Origin of the sequence: Mycobacterium gordonae (assembly GCF_017086405.1) — a bacterium.
Lineage (GTDB): Bacteria > Actinomycetota > Actinomycetes > Mycobacteriales > Mycobacteriaceae > Mycobacterium > Mycobacterium gordonae_D.
On sequence record NZ_CP070973.1, the window covers coordinates 2,902,585 to 2,919,081 of the forward strand.

Annotated in this window: 16 protein-coding genes; 13 read left to right on the forward strand and 3 right to left on the reverse strand. The window is 65.1% G+C overall.

The genetic code is table 11. From position 1 onward, the window contains the following. The first annotated feature begins 3 nt into the window (after positions 1-3). Genes JX552_RS12470 through aroQ form a run of 3 tightly spaced genes read left to right on the forward strand, consistent with a single transcriptional unit; the run spans position 4 to position 2,032 of the window. The gene (locus JX552_RS12470) at positions 4-528 is read left to right on the forward strand and encodes a shikimate kinase (RefSeq protein WP_205877694.1); all 525 of its coding nucleotides are present in this window, start codon (positions 4-6) and stop codon (positions 526-528) included. Beyond that, positions 525-1,610, forward strand: a complete 1,086-nt coding sequence (gene aroB, locus JX552_RS12475; RefSeq protein WP_205877695.1) for a 3-dehydroquinate synthase — start codon at positions 525-527, stop codon at positions 1,608-1,610. The genes JX552_RS12470 and aroB overlap by 4 nt, the downstream gene beginning before the upstream one ends. Then, positions 1,607-2,032 carry a type II 3-dehydroquinate dehydratase gene (aroQ, locus tag JX552_RS12480; protein WP_431195948.1) on the forward strand — a complete coding sequence of 142 codons (426 nt, stop codon included), beginning with the start codon at positions 1,607-1,609 and terminating at the stop codon, positions 2,030-2,032. Before aroB ends, aroQ begins: the two co-directional genes overlap by 4 nt. On the opposite strand, the gene JX552_RS12485 is transcribed toward aroQ, so the two are convergent. Beyond that, positions 2,033-2,791 carry a B-4DMT family transporter gene (locus JX552_RS12485; protein WP_205877697.1) on the reverse strand — a complete coding sequence of 253 codons (759 nt, stop codon included), beginning with the start codon at positions 2,789-2,791 and terminating at the stop codon, positions 2,033-2,035. A gap of 33 nt (positions 2,792-2,824) precedes the next feature. On the opposite strand from JX552_RS12485, the gene JX552_RS12490 reads away from it, so the two are divergent. The 7 genes from JX552_RS12490 (at position 2,825) to JX552_RS12520 (ending at position 10,454) form a co-directional block, all read left to right on the forward strand. Beyond that, positions 2,825-3,943: a M24 family metallopeptidase gene (locus JX552_RS12490; RefSeq protein ID WP_205877698.1), complete on the forward strand. Its 1,119-nt coding sequence runs from the start codon at positions 2,825-2,827 to the stop codon at positions 3,941-3,943. 15 nt (positions 3,944-3,958) lie between these two features. After that, positions 3,959-4,522: an elongation factor P gene (efp, locus tag JX552_RS12495; RefSeq protein ID WP_205877699.1), complete on the forward strand. Its 564-nt coding sequence runs from the start codon at positions 3,959-3,961 to the stop codon at positions 4,520-4,522. 2 nt (positions 4,523-4,524) lie between these two features. Beyond that, positions 4,525-5,040 (forward strand): transcription antitermination factor NusB, encoded by a 516-nt coding sequence (gene nusB, locus JX552_RS12500; RefSeq protein WP_205877700.1) that lies wholly within the window; start codon positions 4,525-4,527, stop codon positions 5,038-5,040. Next, the gene (locus JX552_RS12505; protein WP_055579579.1) at positions 5,037-5,441 is read left to right on the forward strand and encodes a hypothetical protein; all 405 of its coding nucleotides are present in this window, start codon (positions 5,037-5,039) and stop codon (positions 5,439-5,441) included. The genes nusB and JX552_RS12505 overlap by 4 nt, the downstream gene beginning before the upstream one ends. Before the next feature lie 105 nt (positions 5,442-5,546). Next, positions 5,547-5,984 carry a DUF6636 domain-containing protein gene (locus JX552_RS12510; protein ID WP_205877701.1) on the forward strand — a complete coding sequence of 146 codons (438 nt, stop codon included), beginning with the start codon at positions 5,547-5,549 and terminating at the stop codon, positions 5,982-5,984. Between the two features lie 21 nt (positions 5,985-6,005). Beyond that, on the forward strand, positions 6,006-8,846 hold the full coding sequence (locus JX552_RS12515) for an aminotransferase class I/II-fold pyridoxal phosphate-dependent enzyme (RefSeq protein WP_205877702.1): 2,841 nt from the start codon (positions 6,006-6,008) through the stop codon (positions 8,844-8,846). Positions 8,847-9,095: 249 nt separating this feature from the next. Then, positions 9,096-10,454, forward strand: a complete 1,359-nt coding sequence (locus JX552_RS12520) for a DUF3592 domain-containing protein (RefSeq protein ID WP_205877703.1) — start codon at positions 9,096-9,098, stop codon at positions 10,452-10,454. A 71-nt stretch (positions 10,455-10,525) separates the two neighbouring features. Here the strand turns inward: JX552_RS12520 and JX552_RS12525 are convergent, their stop codons facing one another. Both JX552_RS12525 and JX552_RS12530 read right to left on the reverse strand, forming a co-directional pair. Continuing rightward, positions 10,526-11,077, reverse strand: a complete 552-nt coding sequence (locus JX552_RS12525; RefSeq protein ID WP_205877704.1) for a GNAT family N-acetyltransferase — start codon at positions 11,075-11,077, stop codon at positions 10,526-10,528. Continuing rightward, entirely contained in the window at positions 11,074-12,282 is a 1,209-nt protein-coding gene (locus JX552_RS12530) for a serine hydrolase domain-containing protein (protein ID WP_205877705.1), read from the reverse strand. Before JX552_RS12530 ends, JX552_RS12525 begins: the two co-directional genes overlap by 4 nt. 393 nt (positions 12,283-12,675) lie before the next feature. Here JX552_RS12530 and JX552_RS12535 point away from each other — a divergent pair, with 393 nt between their 5' ends. The 3 genes from JX552_RS12535 to JX552_RS12545 all read left to right on the forward strand — a co-directional run bounded on the left by JX552_RS12535 (position 12,676) and on the right by JX552_RS12545 (position 16,494). Continuing rightward, positions 12,676-13,539 (forward strand): LppX_LprAFG lipoprotein, encoded by an 864-nt coding sequence (locus JX552_RS12535; RefSeq protein WP_205877706.1) that lies wholly within the window; start codon positions 12,676-12,678, stop codon positions 13,537-13,539. Positions 13,540-13,849: 310 nt separating this feature from the next. Beyond that, on the forward strand, positions 13,850-15,319 hold the full coding sequence (locus tag JX552_RS12540; protein ID WP_205877707.1) for a fatty acid desaturase: 1,470 nt from the start codon (positions 13,850-13,852) through the stop codon (positions 15,317-15,319). Then, positions 15,316-16,494, forward strand: a complete 1,179-nt coding sequence (locus tag JX552_RS12545; protein WP_205877708.1) for a type III polyketide synthase — start codon at positions 15,316-15,318, stop codon at positions 16,492-16,494. Before JX552_RS12540 ends, JX552_RS12545 begins: the two co-directional genes overlap by 4 nt. Positions 16,495-16,497 lie beyond the last annotated feature (3 nt).

A 16,497-nucleotide genomic window follows, 5' to 3' on the forward strand; every position in this document is an offset into this window, starting at 1 on the left:
CAGGTGGCTCCCAGGGCGGTACTCGTGGGCTTGCCGGGTTCCGGCAAGTCGACCATCGGCCGTCGGTTGTCCAAGGCGCTCGGGGTCAGCCTGCTGGACACCGACGCGGCCATCGAGCAGCAGACCGGTCGCACCATCGCCGAGATCTTCGCCACCGACGGCGAAGCCGAGTTCCGGCGCATCGAGGAGGAGGTGATCCGTGCGGCGCTCGAGGAGCACGACGGCGTGCTGTCGCTGGGCGGCGGCGCGGTCACCAGTCCCGGGGTGTGCGCGGCGCTGGCCGGACACACCGTGGTCTACCTCGAGATCAGCGCCGCCGAAGGGGTGCGGCGTACCGGCGGCAACACGGTGCGGCCATTGCTGGCCGGGCCCGACCGTGCCGAGAAGTTCCGTGAGCTGATGTCCAAGCGCATTCCGCTGTACCGGCGGGTCGCGACGATCCGGGTGGACACCAACCGTCGCAACCCCGGTGCGGTCGTCCGCTACATCGTGTCGCGGCTGCAAACTCAGGTAGAGGCCACCAAATGACAGACAACGCACCGGTTACCGTCGAGGTGGCCGTGGACCCGCCGTACCCCGTGCTGATCGGCACCGACCTGCTCGACGAGTTGCAGCAGCTGCTGGCGGGCCGGCACAAGGTCGCCGTCGTGCATCAGCCGGTGCTGGCGCACACCGCCGATGAGATACGAACCCGGCTGGCTGACAGCGGGATTGACGCGCACCGCGTCGAAATCCCGGACGCGGAAGCAGGAAAAGAGCTGCCAGTCGTCGGCTTCATCTGGGAAGTGTTGGGCCGCATTGGAATCGGACGCAAGGATGCCCTGGTCAGCCTGGGTGGCGGTGCGGCCACCGACGTCGCCGGGTTTGCGGCGGCGACCTGGCTGCGCGGTGTGTCGATCGTGCACGTGCCCACCACGCTGCTCGGCATGGTCGACGCGGCCGTCGGCGGCAAGACCGGCATCAACACCGACGCTGGCAAGAACCTGGTCGGCGCGTTCCACCAGCCGCTGGCCGTCTTGGTCGATCTTTCGACGTTGAAGACGTTGCCGCGCAACGAGATCGTCGCGGGGATGGCCGAGGTGGTCAAGGCCGGATTCATCGCCGACCCGGTGATCCTGGACCTGATCGAGGCCGATCCGCAGGCGGCGCTGGACCCCGACGGCGACGTGCTGCCCGAACTGGTCCGGCGGGCGATCGCGGTGAAAGCCGAAGTGGTGGCGGCCGACGAAAAGGAATCGGAACTCCGCGAGATCCTCAACTACGGGCACACATTGGCGCATGCGATCGAACGCCGGGAGCGCTACCAGTGGCGCCACGGCGCCGCGGTGTCGGTCGGTTTGGTATTCGCGGCGGAGTTGGCCCGGCTCACCGGTCGCCTGGACGACGCCACCGCCGCGCGTCACCGTGACATCCTCACCGCGCTGGGTCTGCCGGTCAGCTATGACCCCGACGCGCTGCCTCAATTGTTGGAATACATGGCAGGAGACAAGAAAACGCGCGCCGGTGTGTTGCGATTCGTGGTGCTGGACGGGTTGGCCAAACCGGGCCGGCTGGTGGGACCCGACCCGGGTCTGCTGGTGACGGCCTACGCCGGAGTGTGTGCCCCATGACGATCAACGTGATCAACGGCCCAAACCTGGGTCGGCTCGGCAAGCGGGAGCCCGCCGTCTATGGCAGCACCACCCACGACGACCTGGTCGCCCTGATCGAGGCCGAAGCCGCCGATCTCGGCCTGAGCGTCGTGGTAAGGCAAAGCGACAGCGAAGCCGAATTACTGGACTGGATTCACCGGGCCGCGGACGCGGCGGAACCGGTGGTACTCAACGCAGGCGGTCTGACGCACACCTCGGTGGCCCTGCGCGATGCCTGCGCGGAGTTGAGTGCACCGCTGATCGAGGTGCACATCTCCAACGTGCATGCGCGCGAAGAGTTTCGACACCACTCGTACCTGAGTCCGGTGGCGACAGGGGTGATCGTCGGACTGGGAGTGCAGGGCTACCTGCTGGCCCTGCGCTACCTGGCGGCTACGTAGCTACTTCTTGTCCGGCTTGTCGAGGTTGATCGTCTCGGTCTTGGCCTCACCGCTGTGATCACCGGTGCGGATGACCTCGGTCTTGTCCTCGTGACCGGGGTTGCCGGTGCGGATGACTTCGGTCTTGGCGTCGTCGCCGTGGTCGCCGGTGCGGATCACCTCGGTGGGAGCTTCCCGTTCGCGCTCGACGGTGGCCACCGACGACGTCCGCTGTTCGGTCTGGGCGCCGGCCGTCCTGATTTCGCCGGTGGGGCTGTCATCGGCGCGCACCGCGGAGAACACGTCGGTGTCGGCGGAGCGGTCGCGGTGCGGGTCATGGTCGGGCTTTTCCACCGGGGGAGCGTTGCGGTCGATGCGCCAACGCCCGATCGCCACGCCGACGATCGCGAACAGGAACACGATCAGCGCGGTGAATGCCGCGAAAGTAGTTAGCTCGTTGATCAAGCCGCCGGTGTAGATGCCCTTGTAGAAGAGGGCGATGATCCAGGACACCAGTCCGCTGACCACACCGGCCACCAGTCCGCCCAGCAACCAGACCATGGCCAGGTCCTGGCGACGGTCCGGGTCCGGGTTCGCCTTGGCGTCGGCGCGACCGTCGAAGTACCCCCACACCGCTGCGCAGAGGACGAAGATCGTCAGAAGCACCACGCTGATCAGCGCCGACTGGGTCTGCCACGCGTTGATCAGCGCCCCTTGAAACAGGCGAAGAACGATCATCCCGGCGGCAAAGACCAATCCACGCAGCATCCACTTGTTCATGGGCAAACAGCGTAGCGAGTACGGTCAAGGGTCGTGACACATTCCCAGCGCCGACACAACCTGAAAAACAAAATCAGTGCCGCCGGGCTAGACGCGATGCTGGTCACGGACCTGATAAATGTGCGCTATCTGTCCGGCTTCAGCGGCTCGAACGGCGCGTTGCTGGTGTTTGCTGACGAGCGCGAAGCCGTGCTCGCCACCGACGGCCGGTACCGCACCCAGGCGGCGCACCAGGCACCTGATCTGGAGGTGGCCATCGAGCGTGCCGTGGGGCGCTATCTTGCTGGCAGGGCCGGGCAGGATGGCGTCGGGAAACTGGGCTACGAAAGCCATGTGGTCACCGTCGACGGTCTGGACGCATTGGCCGGCGAACTGGACGACTGCAGCACCGAACTGGTGCGGGCCTCGGGCACCGTGGAGACGCTGCGAGAGATCAAAGACGCCGGCGAGCTGGCCCTGTTGCGGCTGGCCTGTGAAGCCGCCGACGCCGCACTGGCCGACCTGGTGGAGCGCGGTGGGCTGCGCCCGGGTCGCACCGAGCGTGAGGTGAGCCGTGAACTCGAAGGCTTGATGCTTGATCACGGCGCCGATGCGATCTCGTTCGAGACGATTGTGGCCGCCGGGCCAAACTCGGCCATCCCGCACCACCGGCCCTCCGATGCGGTGCTGGCGGCGGGAGATTTCGTCAAGATCGACTTCGGCGCGCTGGTCGCGGGCTATCACTCCGATATGACCCGCACCTTCGTCCTGGGCAAGGCCGGTAAAGCTCAGGCCTGGCAGCTGGAGATTTACGGGCTGGTCGCCGAGGCGCAGCGAGCGGGCAGGGAGGCCCTGCACCCGGGCGCTGAGCTGCGTGACGTCGACGGCGCTGCGCGGCAGGTCATCGCCGACGCGGGCTACGGCGACCACTTCGGCCACGGTTTGGGACACGGCGTCGGCCTGCAGATACACGAAGCGCCGGGCATCGGAGCGACATCCGCCGGTACACTACTTGCGGGCTCCGTGGTGACCGTGGAGCCCGGCGTCTATTTACCCGGCCGTGGCGGTGTCCGCATCGAGGACACTCTGGTGGTGCCAAGCAGCACCCCGCACCACCCTGGGCAGACCCCGGAATTGTTGACCCGGTTCCCGAAGGAACTGGCCATTTTGTAGGAGATTTAAAAGAACGTGGCGACCACTGCTGACTTCAAGAACGGACTCGTCCTGGTCATCGACGGCCAGCTGTGGACCATCACCGAGTTCCAGCACGTCAAACCCGGCAAGGGTCCCGCCTTCGTGCGGACCAAGCTCAAGAACGTGCTCTCCGGCAAGGTCGTCGACAAGACCTACAACGCGGGTGTCAAGGTCGACACCGCGACCGTGGACCGGCGCGATACCACCTATCTGTACCGGGACGGGTCGGACTTCGTGTTCATGGACAGCCAGGACTACGAGCAGCACCCGCTGCCGGAGTCGCTGGTAGGCGACGCCGCCCGGTTCCTGCTCGAGGGCCTGCCGGTGCAGGTGGCGTTCCACAACGGTGCACCGCTCTACATCGAGCTTCCGGTGTCGGTCGAACTCGTCGTCTCCCACACCGAGCCCGGCTTGCAGGGCGACCGCTCCAGCGCGGGCACCAAGCCGGCAACCGTGGAGACCGGCGCGGAGATCCAGGTCCCGTTGTTCATCAACACCGGGGACAAACTGAAGGTCGACACTCGCGACGGCAGCTACCTGGGGCGGGTCAACACCTGACCATGCCAGACGACAAAGCGAGCAATCAGCGACCGTCGCGTACGTCGCGGCCCTCCCGCCCCTTTAAAGGCCGGCATCTGGCGCGTAAAGGCGCCGTCGACCTGCTGTTCGAAGCGGAGGCCAGGGGGCTGAGTCCTGTCGAGATGGTCGACCTGCGCACCGCGTTGGTCGAGTCGAATCCGGACGTGACCCCGATGCTCCCGTATGCGGCCGTCGTCGCTCGCGGCGTCGCCGAGCACGCGGCGCACATCGACGAGCTGATCACCTCGCACCTGCAGTCCTGGACGTTGGACCGCCTGCCCGCGGTGGACCGCGCGATTCTGCGCGTCGCCGTGTGGGAGCTGCTGTACGCCGACGACGTTCCGGAGCCGGTCGCGGTGGACGAGGCGGTGGAGTTGGCCAAGGAACTGTCCACCGACGATTCCCCGGGCTTCGTCAACGGCGTGCTGGGCCAGGTGATGCTGGTGACGCCGCAGATCCGCGCGGCCGCCCAAGCCGTTCAAGGAGGTGCCTCGTGACCCGGCTGGAACTGCGTGTCGTACTGGCCGTCCTGGCCGCGGTCACGGTCGTCGTGGGAGCGGTGATCAGTGCCGCGTTCGACTGGACCATCCTTGCCTCGGTGCTGGCTATCTTCGGACTGGGCGTGGGCGCCGCGGTGTACCACACGGTCGAACGCCTGATCCTGGCCCGTCGCATCAGTACCGTGCGCACCGCCGCCAAGCCGCTGCAGCCGCTGCTGCCGGTGATGGCGGCCATCATGGGTCTGACCCAGGGTGTGGTGCGCTCGCTCGGCGACGTCACCGACCTGCCCGGACGGCGGTTCGAGCTGCCGCAGCTGCCCCTGTTCAAGTGGATGGAAAACCCGCTGAGCAAAGGCAATCGACAGATCATCGACAGCGACGACGAGTTGGACGGCTGAGCCCTCGCCGAATCCCGGACGGTCAAGATTCCGGATGGAAATGATCGCGCTTTGCGCGCGGGCGCGACACAATGGCCGTTGGTTACCAACGGAAAGCGGTCGACAGTGAAGTCAATCAGAGCCACGGTCATACTGACCTCCGCCGCAACGGCGCTGGCAGTGCTGGCCCCGGCTGACGCGCATGCGGACGGCTTCGACTTCTTCCAGACACCGTCGGGAAACATCGACTGTGCCATGGGCTTGCTGGACGGTTCCACTCTGGTCGAATGCGAGATCAGCGACCACACGTGGACGGCGCCGGCGCGCCCGACGCTCTGTATGGGAGCCTTCGGGGACCGAATCAGCATGCGGCAGGGCAGCGCGGCCAGACTGACCTGCCACAGCGATACGGTCCGGGGAACCGGATACCCGGTGTTGCAGTATGGCCAGACTCGCTCGCTCAACTCGGTAACCTGCGAAAGTCAGCAATCGGGCATCACCTGTACCGACCACGGCACGGGCCATTTTTTCCACCTTTCCCGCGATACCTACGAGCTGCAGTGACGCTCGAGAACAGGTGACGATATGAATAAAGAAAGCGCTCGCACGAGACGACTGCGCGTCTCCGCCCTTGCGGCGGTGGCCAATCCGTCCTACACACGGGTCGACACCTGGAACCTGCTCGACGACGCCTGCCGCCACCTCGCCGAGGTCGACCTGGCCGGTCTGGACAAGGCCCACGACCTGGCCAAGGTCAAGCGGTTGATGGACCGCATCAACGCCTACGAGCGCTACTGGCTGTACCCCGGCGCCGCGAACCTGGCCACCTTCCGCGCCCACCTGGAGAGCCTGTCCACGGTGCGTCTGGCCGAAGAGGTGTCCCAGGCTGTGCGGCTGCTGTCGGAATACGGCGATCGCACAGCGCTTTTCGACCTCTCGGCACCACTGGCCGACCAGGAACTGGTGGCCCAGGCCAAACAGCAGCAGTTCTACACCGTGCTGCTGGCCGACGATGCGCCGTGCACGGCCCCGGATTGTCTGGCCGACGCGCTGCGTCAGTTGCGCAATGCGGCAGAAGACATTCAGTTCGAAATCCTGTTGGCGCCCAGCGTCGAGGACGCCATCACCGCGGTCGCGCTCAACGGCGAGATCCAGGCCGCGATCATCCGCCATGACCTGCCGTTGCGTTCGCGCGATCGGGTGCCGCTGATGAACACGCTGCTGGGCGCCAACGACGACACTTCGATATCCAGGGTGTCCGACCGCTCGCACGACTGGGTCGAGTGCGGCGAGTGGATCCGCGAACTAAGGCCCCACATAGACCTTTATCTGCTCACCGATGAGTCGATCGCGGCCGGCAACGACGACGAACCCGACGTCTACGACCGCACTTTCTACCGCCTCAACGACGTCACCGACCTGCACAGCACCGTGATCGCCGGGCTCCGAAACCGATTCTCCACACCGTTTTTCGACGCACTGCGGGCGTATGCGTCGGCTCCGGTCGGCCAGTTCCACGCGCTTCCGGTAGCGCGTGGCGCCAGCGTCTTCAACTCGAAGTCCTTGCAGGACATGGGTGAGTTCTACGGTCGCAACATCTTCATGGCCGAAACCTCCACCACCTCGGGTGGATTGGACTCGTTGCTGGACCCGCACGGCAACATCAAGAAGGCGATGGACAAAGCGGCGATCACCTGGAACGCAGACCACACCTACTTCGTCACCAACGGAACCTCCACCGCCAACAAGATCGTCGTGCAGTCGCTGACCCGGCCGGGCGACATCGTGCTCATCGACCGGAACTGCCACAAATCCCATCACTACGGCCTGGTGCTGGCCGGGGCGTACCCCCGTTATCTGGAGTCCTATGCGCTGCCGCAGTTTGCCATCTACGGCGCGGTGCCGCTGAGCACCATCAAGAAGGCGCTGTTGGATCTCGAAGCGGCCGGGCACCTGGACAAGGTGCGCATGCTGCTGCTCACCAACTGCATCTTCGACGGTGTCGTCTACAACCCGCGGCGGGTGATGGAGGAGGTGCTGGCGATCAAGCCGGACATCGTCTTCCTGTGGGACGAGGCCTGGTACGCGTTCGCCACCGCCGTGCCGTGGGCGCGGCAGCGCACCGCGATGGTCTCGGCCGAGCGGCTAGAGCAGATGCTGGCGTCACCGGAATACGCTGAGGAATACCACAATTGGAAGGTGTCGATGGAGGGGGTGCCCCGCTCCGAGTGGGTCGACCACCGACTGCTGCCGGACCCCACCAAAGCCCGGGTGCGGGTCTATGCCACCCACTCCACCCACAAGTCCCTGTCGGCGTTCCGGCAGGCGTCGATGATCCACGTCCGCGACCAGGACTTTAACGCGCTGGCCCGCGACGCCTTCGGCGAGGCTTTCCTGACGCACACCTCGACATCGCCGAACCAGCAACTGCTGGCGTCGCTGGACCTGGCGCGCCGGCAGGTCGACATCGAAGGCTTCCAATTGGTCCGGCAGACCTACGACATGGCGCTGGTGTTTCGGCACCGTGTCCGCAAAGACCGGTTGATCAGCAAGTGGTTCCGCATCCTCGACGAGTCCGACCTGGTGCCCGAGGAGTACCGGGCATCCCATGTCAGCTCCTACCGCGAAGTCAGGCAGGGTGCACTCGACGAGTGGAACGAGGCCTGGCGGTCCGATCAGTTCGTGCTGGACCCTACGCGGGTCACGCTGTTCCTCGGCAAGACCGGGATGAACGGATACGACTTCCGCGAGAAGATCCTGATGGACCGCTTCGGCATCCAGATCAACAAGACGTCGATCAACAGCGTGCTGCTGATCTTCACCATCGGCGTCACCTGGTCGAGCGTCCACCATCTGCTCGACGTGCTCCGCAGGGTCGCCACCGACTTCGACCGCACGCAGGCCGCCGCCAGTGCCGCCGACTGGAAACTGCACGAACGCCGGGTCGAGGAGATCACCGAGGACCTACCGCATCTGCCCGACTTCAGCCAGTTCGACGTCGCGTTCCGGCCCGACGAGGGCAGCGTGTACGGCGACACCCGCTCGGCGTTCTATGCCGGCTACGAGGAGAAGGACCGCGAATACGTCCTGATCGGTACCGCGGGGCGGCGGATCGCCGAGGGAAAGACGTTGGTGTCCACCACATTTGTGGTGCCGTATCCGCCGGGCTTCCCGGTGCTGGTGCCGGGACAGGTGGTGTCCAAGGAGATCGTGTACTTCCTGGCCCAGCTCGACGTCAAGGAGATCCACGGCTACAACCACGAGCTCGGATTGTCGGTGTTCACCCAGGAGGCACTGGCGCGGATGGAGGCGGCTCGCGCCGCCGTCACCCGCGCCACCAAAGCGTCGGGCAATGGGTCGTCCGAGTCGGCTCGGGCGCCCGAAGCGCCGCTGGTGGCCAATGAGCACACGGTTTTGGTGAACTGAGGGGATTGGCGGTCGCGCTCGGGAGATTGAGATCTCGCCAGTCTCCCCATCGCTCCTGGGCTGCAACCGTTAGATCGGCGAACACGTTGTCCTGCTTCGCGTTCGACGGACAACGTGGCCTATGTCCGAGGCGATGCCCGGCGGGTGTCGGCATCGGTGTCGCGCAATTCGTCAGCTTCTGACACAAGTCGCCACCGTTCCGGCCGGGGAGGTGCGACCATTGAGCGCACCGGTTTCGAGAGGTCTGGGATGAGAAACCTGCCGTATCTCATCGTGGGTGTCATCACCACGCTGGTTGGCGTGTGGATTCTTGTCAAAGCTGTTCGGGAGATGCGACTGGCAGCGCGCACCCGTACGTGGCCGACCGTGCCAGGTTGCGTGACGCACGCAGAGGTCGTGTCCGACGACGGCAGTGAAGTCTTTGAGGTCGAGTACCGCTTTGAGGTCGAGGGTGTTCGACACCGCGGTGACGTCCTCCAAATGGGCCATCTGCAGAAATCGAGCGCGGTAGACAAGGAGCTGGTGGATCGCTACGCGGTCGGAACCGAGGTGGAGGTCCATTACGATCCGGCCGACCCCGCGACGGCAGTCTTGATTCCCGGTGGTGGGCGCAAGATCCATTCGAGAGCAGGTTACGCGGTGGCGTACCTTGCCGTCGGATTATTTTTCACGGCGACGACGATTCGACCAGTTCTGGCGCCCGAGGGACCCGAGGTGGCCGAGCAGACACCGTTGCCGGACGTGCCGCACTTCGCACTGAACAACCCCAGAGGCGTCGCGGTGGCCGCGGATGGTGCGGTGTATGTCTGCGACGGACCGCCCAAGACGTCGTGGACGCCGATCACGCCGATTGGGCCGCTGGGGCCGTCCCCGGGGCCGCCGGGACTACCGACAACGATGATGCCGATTCCGGGGATGCCGAATGCCCCGTCTGCACAGGCGGACGGTCGTGTACTTCGGCTGACGCCAGACCTGACTGACGCCAAGAGTGAGGTGCCCCGAACTCTGCTGGCGTCGCCCAGCGGTCTGGCGATCGACACAAGCGGAAAGATGTACGTCACCGATCGTGGCCAACTGTGGGTGTACGCGTACTCCGCAGACTCGAGATTCACCGGGGCCACGCCCCTGCGTGGTACGACAGCAATCAACGTTGCGGTGGATTCGATTGGGACCGTGTACGTTCCACAATCATCATCCGGCCGGGTGCTCAAACTACCGGCCGAAGGCAGCACCGCGACCGAATTTTTCAGAGCCCCGGACGATGGTTGGGCGACCGACGTTGCGGTCGACAGCGCGGGCAACGTGTATGTCACCGACTCGAAAAACAGTCGGGTATTCAGGATCGCGGTGGACGGCGTCCCGAGAGAGCTTCCGTTCCAGACCATTTCGCATCCCGAGGGGGTGGCGGTGGACACCGCCGGCAACGTCTACGTCGTCGATGCGGGCAATCACCGAGTCATGAAGTTGAACAAGAATTCGCCGGCCGCCACCGACTTGTTATTCGACGGACTCACCGATCCCTACGATGTGGCAGTCGACACTGCCGGCAATGTGTTGGTCACTGACCAGGGAAGCAATTTCTTGCTCAAATTCTCGCCGCCCCAATGAGTCCGGCGGGTCCAGGGCAGCGGAACCGTCGTCAATTTCGCCCCGCGCTCGGACCGCGTCCAGGGACGATCTCAGCGCAGGATCCTGGCGTAGATCAGGCTGTCGTGCGGGTCGGGTCCCATCGTCGGGTACACGGCGTGCCGGCGCAGCCGCCCTTCGAGGGAGAACCCCGCCCGCTGCAACAGCCGCGCTGATCGCGAGTTGTCGACGTGGCAGGTCGCCCACACCCGGAACACGCTGGGGTCGGCCGCCAGCTCGGCCAGCACCAACTTCAGCGCCTCGGACATAAGGCCCATGTCCCACCAGTTGCGGCCGAGGCAGTAACCGATCTCCACGGAGTGGCTGACCGGACGACGGCAGCTGACCAGCCCGACGATGTCGCCGGTGCGGCGCAACGTGATCACCCAGTTCCGGTCGTTCTCCGTCGAGATGAGCTGCTCGATGAGCACCCGGCGGGTCTCGACGGCATCCGGGTGTGTGGTCCACAACAGAAACCGGGTGACTTCCGGATCGCCGGACACACTCTCGTAGATCCCGTCGGCGTCCTCCACCACTGCCGGACGCAGCATCAGCCGGGGACCTTCCAGATGCGTCGGCGGCAGCGTGTAGGAGTAACCGCTCATAGCAGCCCGAGCGCGCGATAGGTGTGACGGACGAAGTTGGGCTGCGCGGTCCGCAGCCGGGCCAGTACCGGATTACCCGCGACGGCCGCCGCCGCGTTCACGCTCAGGTCGGGGCAGTACTGGATGAGATACAGCAGAATCAGGTCCGCGCTCGGATCGGCCTGCCACCAGGTCCCGTATGCGCCGGGCCAGCTGAACGTCCCGACACCGCCCGGGCCGAACAACGGCGTGGCCCGGGCGGGATCGGTGATCACCGACAGGTTCAGCCCGAAACCGCGTCCCACCCAGTACGGCGACCCCAGGAATTTGTGCCGCTTCTGTTCCTCGGTCAACCGGTCGATGCGCATCTCGCGCACCGACTCCGCGGACAGCACCCGGACCCCGTCGACGGAACCGTCGCCGAGCAACATCCGCAGGAAGCGCAGGTAATCGTCAGCGGTGGACCACAATCCGCCTCCGGCGTTGCAGAACGACGGGGGTTTGACGTGCGGTGGCCCCATCACGTCGTGCCGCAACTGGTCGTGCTCGTCGTGGCGGTACATGGTTGCCGCCCGCGATCGCGTGGAGGGCGCTACGAAGAACCCGGTATCGGGCATGCCTACCGGGCCCAGCACGCGGTCCTCGAACACCTCATGGAGTGGCTTGCCGTCGATCCGGGAGGCGATCACGCCCAGCACGTCGATGGAGTGGCTGTAGGTCACTTTTTCACCGGGCTGGTGCACCAGGGGGAGCGCTGCCAGTTCGGACAACCACACGTCCGAACCCTGATTGAACGGCAACCGTAGATACGCCCGCGCGATCGGTCCCGACACCGAGAAGCCGTAGGCCAGGCCGCTGGTGTGGGTGAGCAGATCTTCGATCACGATGGCGCGGCCGGCCGGATGGGTGCGATCCAGCGGACCGTGCGGGTCATCCAGCACCTGCGCGTTCGCGAGCTCCGGAACCCACCGGGCAATCGGGTCATTCAGGGCGAGTCTGCCTTCGTCGACCATGCTCATGATCACTGCCACGGTGACAGGCTTGGTCATGGATGCGATGCGAAACAGGGTGTCGCGTTGCATCGGCAGTTTCGCCTCGATGTCGCGGTAGCCGATCTCGTTGACCTGCAACAGTTCTCCGTGCCGCCAGACTACCGTGACCGCTCCCGATAGCAGCCCGGCGTCGCAGACTTCACGGATGGTCGCCTGATTGCCGTCGAGATTCACTGGGATGAGGTTAGCCCCTCGAAGTAACCGTCGGCGCGCAGGGATCGCCGGTACCGCCGGTGTGAATTCTTGTAGAACACCGCAAAGATCGGCGCGACCCGAACGGCGCGGCCCGACGCGGTGACAGTTACTTCCGGGAATGGGTTCGCATGGCGTCGAGGTCGTGTTAGTGTCGCGCTCTCCGGCAAAAGCAATCTGGGGAACAAGCTGTGAGGGCGGCGGCGTGCGGTTGACCGCAACGTCGTTGCTGGTGAACCAGGGTGCGGGTGTGCAGTCACCGAGATCCGCGACCGTTGGCCGGGGACCGGGTACCGGGCCCCGTTCAATCCGTACGACGAAGGTAGCGACTCGCTGCTCATCACCACCGGATGGATAACTCAGCAAAGGCTGGCCATGAATGGCTTGATGTCACAAGCGCAAATCTCCCACCGACGTGTCCCCTGTCGACCCTCGACCCCGATTGTCGCGATCGTGTTCGCGACAGCGCTGGTCGCGGCACTCGCCGGATGTGGACACAAATCCTCCACTGCGACCTCCCAGACTTCGGGTTCATCGGGAACCTCTGCTGCGACGTCGTCCGGGGCGACGTCCGGGGCATCCGGAACAACTGCGGCCCCGTCGCCGGAAGCGCAGCAACTCGTGCAGGACGCTTCGAAGGCGACCACTGCGCTGCACTCACTTCACGTCAACCTCCAGACCACCGACATCAACACCTTGCCGATGGAGGCCGTCAACGCTGACGTGACCAACCAGCCGGAGGGCAACGGCCAGGCCGTCGGTGACGCCATGATCAGGCTGCAGCCCAAGACGCCGGCGGTGCCCAAGCAGTTCATCGTCACCAACAAGACGATGTACACCAAGAACGAGGCCGGGGCCTACACGTCGATGGGACCGGCGGACAAGATCTATGACCCGGGCGTCGTCTTGGACAAGGACAAGGGCATCGGCGCGGTAGTCGGCAAGGTCGCCAACCCGCAGTCCGGCGGCAGTGAAACCATCGACGGTGTAGCCACCACCAAGGTGACGGGGACCATCGACCCGGCGATCATCGACCCACTGGTGCCACAGATCGGTAAGGACGCAAAGGGCCCACTTCCGGTCACCCTCTACATCGCCGACGTGAAGGCGCCGGGTGCGCCGGGCACGCCCCCGAGCGCATACCTGGTCCGGATGGTGATTGACAAGGACCAGGGCCACGTCACGATCACGCTGTCCAATTGGGGCGCGCCGGTAACCATCCCGAACCCCGCCGGGTAGCGGCTTCGGGACTTCAAACCAGTGAACTCCGGATTGAGGACCGGCCCGGACGGCGGCGATGCTGCGGGTCGGTTCTCATCCGGGATTCGGCTGGATCTGCACCGGCGGGGCTGGCCCGCTGACGGCCCGGGAGATTCTGCCTACGCTCAGGTCGGGTGAGTGTGCTTGGCGCGGTGACGTTTTCATAGGACACACGTGCTTTGAGAATCTGCCCAGAATCCGTTGAGGCCGCGCTCTCACGATGGGGCCCAGCTCGCCGCAGTCGCCGGCGCGCAGCCGATTTCACCCCAACAGACCTGCAGGAGCACGAATGACCAACGACCTCCCCGAAGTTCAGGTGCGTGGCCCGAGTCCGCACCTCGGGCCTCCACCGGGCAGGCCACCGGTGCTTCCGGATGTGTGGGTGTACAACGGGCGGGCCTACGACCTCAGTGAATGGATAGCCAAGCATCCCGGCGGCGCCTTCTTCATCGGGCGCACCAAAAACCGCGATATCACCGCGGTTATCGCCTCCTATCACCGCGACCCCGCTGTCGTCGAGCGGATCCTGGAACGTAGGTACTCGTTGGGTCGCGCCGCCACTCCGCGCGACATCCATCCGAAGCACAACGCACCGCCGTTCCTTTTCAAGGACGACTTCAACAGCTGGCGCGACACCCCCAGGTACCGCTTCGACAACCAAGAAGACCTGATGCACCGGGTGAAGGCGCGGTTGGCCGAGCCCGCGCTCGCCGCGCGGATCAAGGGGATGGACCGGCTGTTCAACGTCGTGGTGGCTATGTTGGCCATCGCGTATTTCGCGGTTCAGGCCATGCGACTGGTCGAGCCGACGTGGATGCCGCTATGGGCCTTCGTGATTGCGATGGTGCTGCTGCGCAGCTCACTGGTGGGGTACGGCCACTACGCATTGCACCGTGCCCAGCGGGGGTGGAACCGGGTGTTTTCCAACACCTTCGACTTGAACTACATCGCCTTGGCATTGGTGGTCGCCGACGGACACACCTTGCTGCATCACCCGTACACCCAGAGCGACGTGGACATCAAGAAGAACGTGTTCACGATGATGATGCGATTGCCACGGTTGTACCGGGTTCCGGTGCACACCCTGCACAAGTTCGGCCATCTGGTCACCGGCATGGCGATTCGCCTCGCCGACGTATGGAACATGACACGCAAGGTCGGTGTCCAGGAAGGCTACGGAAGCTGGCGCAACGCCTTGCCGCACTTCCTCGGGTCGGCCGGTGTGCGCCTATTGTTGGTGACCGAGATGGTCGTATTCCTGGTGGCAGGGGATTTCTGGGCCTGGGCTCTGCAGTTCGTCGTGACGCTGTGGGTCAGTACCTTCTTGGTGGTGGCCAGCCACGAGTTCGAGGACGAGGACTCCGACGACGCAGCGGGGCCGGATTGGGGTGTCGACCAGGTCGAGCACGCCAACGATCTGACGGTGATCGGGAACCGCTATGTCGACTGTTTCCTGTCGGCCGGCCTGAGTTCGCACCGCGTCCATCACGTACTTCCGTTCCAGCGCAGCGGATTCGCCAATATTGTCACTGAAGATGTGCTGCGCGAAGAAGCGGCCAGGTCCGGGGTCGAGTGGTTACCGGCCAAGAGTTTTCTCACCGACCGGTTGCCCAAACTCTGCCGCACGTACTTGCTGTCGCCATCACGTGTCGCCCGGGAGAACCACTGGGGTGTGCTTCGCGAGCACCTCTCGCCGGCGGTCTGGAAGGAGAGCGCCCGCTACGTTGCCGGCGGTTTCGTCGGAATCGGGTCGGTGTGAGCACCGCAGCCGAGCGCGGCGTCCTGCCGCCGTCCGAGCCGTCCGTGATCGGGCTGGGCCAACTGCCGCCCGCTCCACCGACCACGGTGGCGGTGATCGAGGGCCTGGCGACCGGTGGGCCGCGGCGAGAGGTCGAGCAGACCGCCGCCGCCGCGCATGTCGCTGAATTGTTCGTCGATCCCCCACAGCGCGAACGGATCCCGCGGCTGTATGACAAGACGCGGATCGACACCCGCCGGATGGCGGTCGACCCGCTCAGTGCCGAGTTCGACGCGTTCCGGCGCACCCCCGGGACCATCCGGGACCGGATGAATCTGTTCTTTCAGCACGCGGTGCCACTGGCGGTCGACACAGCGCGGCGTGCTCTGGCCGGCCTCCCGTACGGAGCGGACGAGATCGGGCTGCTGATATTCGTCACCAGCACCGGATTCATCGCCCCGGGTGTGGATGTCGCGGTCGTCAAGGAGCTCGGGTTGTCCCGGTCGGTGTCGCGGGTCGTGATCAACTTCATGGGCTGCGCGGCCGCAATGAACGCGGTCGGTACCGCAACGACGTATGTGCGCGCCCACCCGAGCATGAAGGCGTTGGTGGTGTGCATCGAATTGTGTTCGGTGAACGCTGTTTTCGCCGACGACATCAACGACGTCGTCATCCACAGCCTGTTCGGCGACGGATGCGGCGCATTGGTGATTGGTGCGAGCCAGGTTCAGCAACCGCTGCCCGCGGGCAGTGTGGTGATCCGCAGCAGCTTCACCCAGCTGCTCGACGATGCCGAAGACGGCATTGTGCTCGGTGTCAATCACAACGGCATCACCTGTGAGCTGTCGGAGAATCTGCCCGACTACATCTATCGCGGAGTCGAACCGGTGATCGCGGAGGTGTTGCGGGACAACGGATTAGCGAAATCCGACATCGATCTGTGGGCAGTTCACCCGGGCGGCCCGAAGATCATTGAGCAGTCCGTACGATCACTGGGGATTTCCGCCGACCGCGCGGCGTACAGCTGGGATGTGCTGGCCCGGTTCGGCAACATGCTGAGCGTATCGCTGATCTTCGTGCTGGAACTGATGGTGCGCCAAGCGCAGTCGGCCAAACCGATCTCAACGGGCATCGCCTTCGCGTTCGCGCCGGGGGTTACCGTCGAGGGCGTCCTCTTCGACATCATTCGGCGGTGACGG

What these genes read in the sequence shown, in the direction of transcription:
- aroB (WP_205877695.1), top strand. Translation starts at nt 525, where the DNA reads ATGACAGACAACGCACCGGTTACCGTCGAGGTGGCCGTGGACCCGCCG.
- aroQ (WP_431195948.1), top strand. Translation starts at nt 1,607, where the DNA reads ATGACGATCAACGTGATCAACGGCCCAAACCTGGGTCGGCTCGGCAAG.
- JX552_RS12485 (WP_205877697.1), bottom strand. Translation starts at nt 2,791, where the DNA reads ATGAACAAGTGGATGCTGCGTGGATTGGTCTTTGCCGCCGGGATGATC.
- nusB (WP_205877700.1), top strand. Translation starts at nt 4,525, where the DNA reads ATGCCAGACGACAAAGCGAGCAATCAGCGACCGTCGCGTACGTCGCGG.
- JX552_RS12515 (WP_205877702.1), top strand. Translation starts at nt 6,006, where the DNA reads ATGAATAAAGAAAGCGCTCGCACGAGACGACTGCGCGTCTCCGCCCTT.
- JX552_RS12520 (WP_205877703.1), top strand. Translation starts at nt 9,096, where the DNA reads ATGAGAAACCTGCCGTATCTCATCGTGGGTGTCATCACCACGCTGGTT.
- JX552_RS12525 (WP_205877704.1), bottom strand. Translation starts at nt 11,077, where the DNA reads ATGAGCGGTTACTCCTACACGCTGCCGCCGACGCATCTGGAAGGTCCC.
- JX552_RS12535 (WP_205877706.1), top strand. Translation starts at nt 12,676, where the DNA reads ATGAATGGCTTGATGTCACAAGCGCAAATCTCCCACCGACGTGTCCCC.
- JX552_RS12540 (WP_205877707.1), top strand. Translation starts at nt 13,850, where the DNA reads ATGACCAACGACCTCCCCGAAGTTCAGGTGCGTGGCCCGAGTCCGCAC.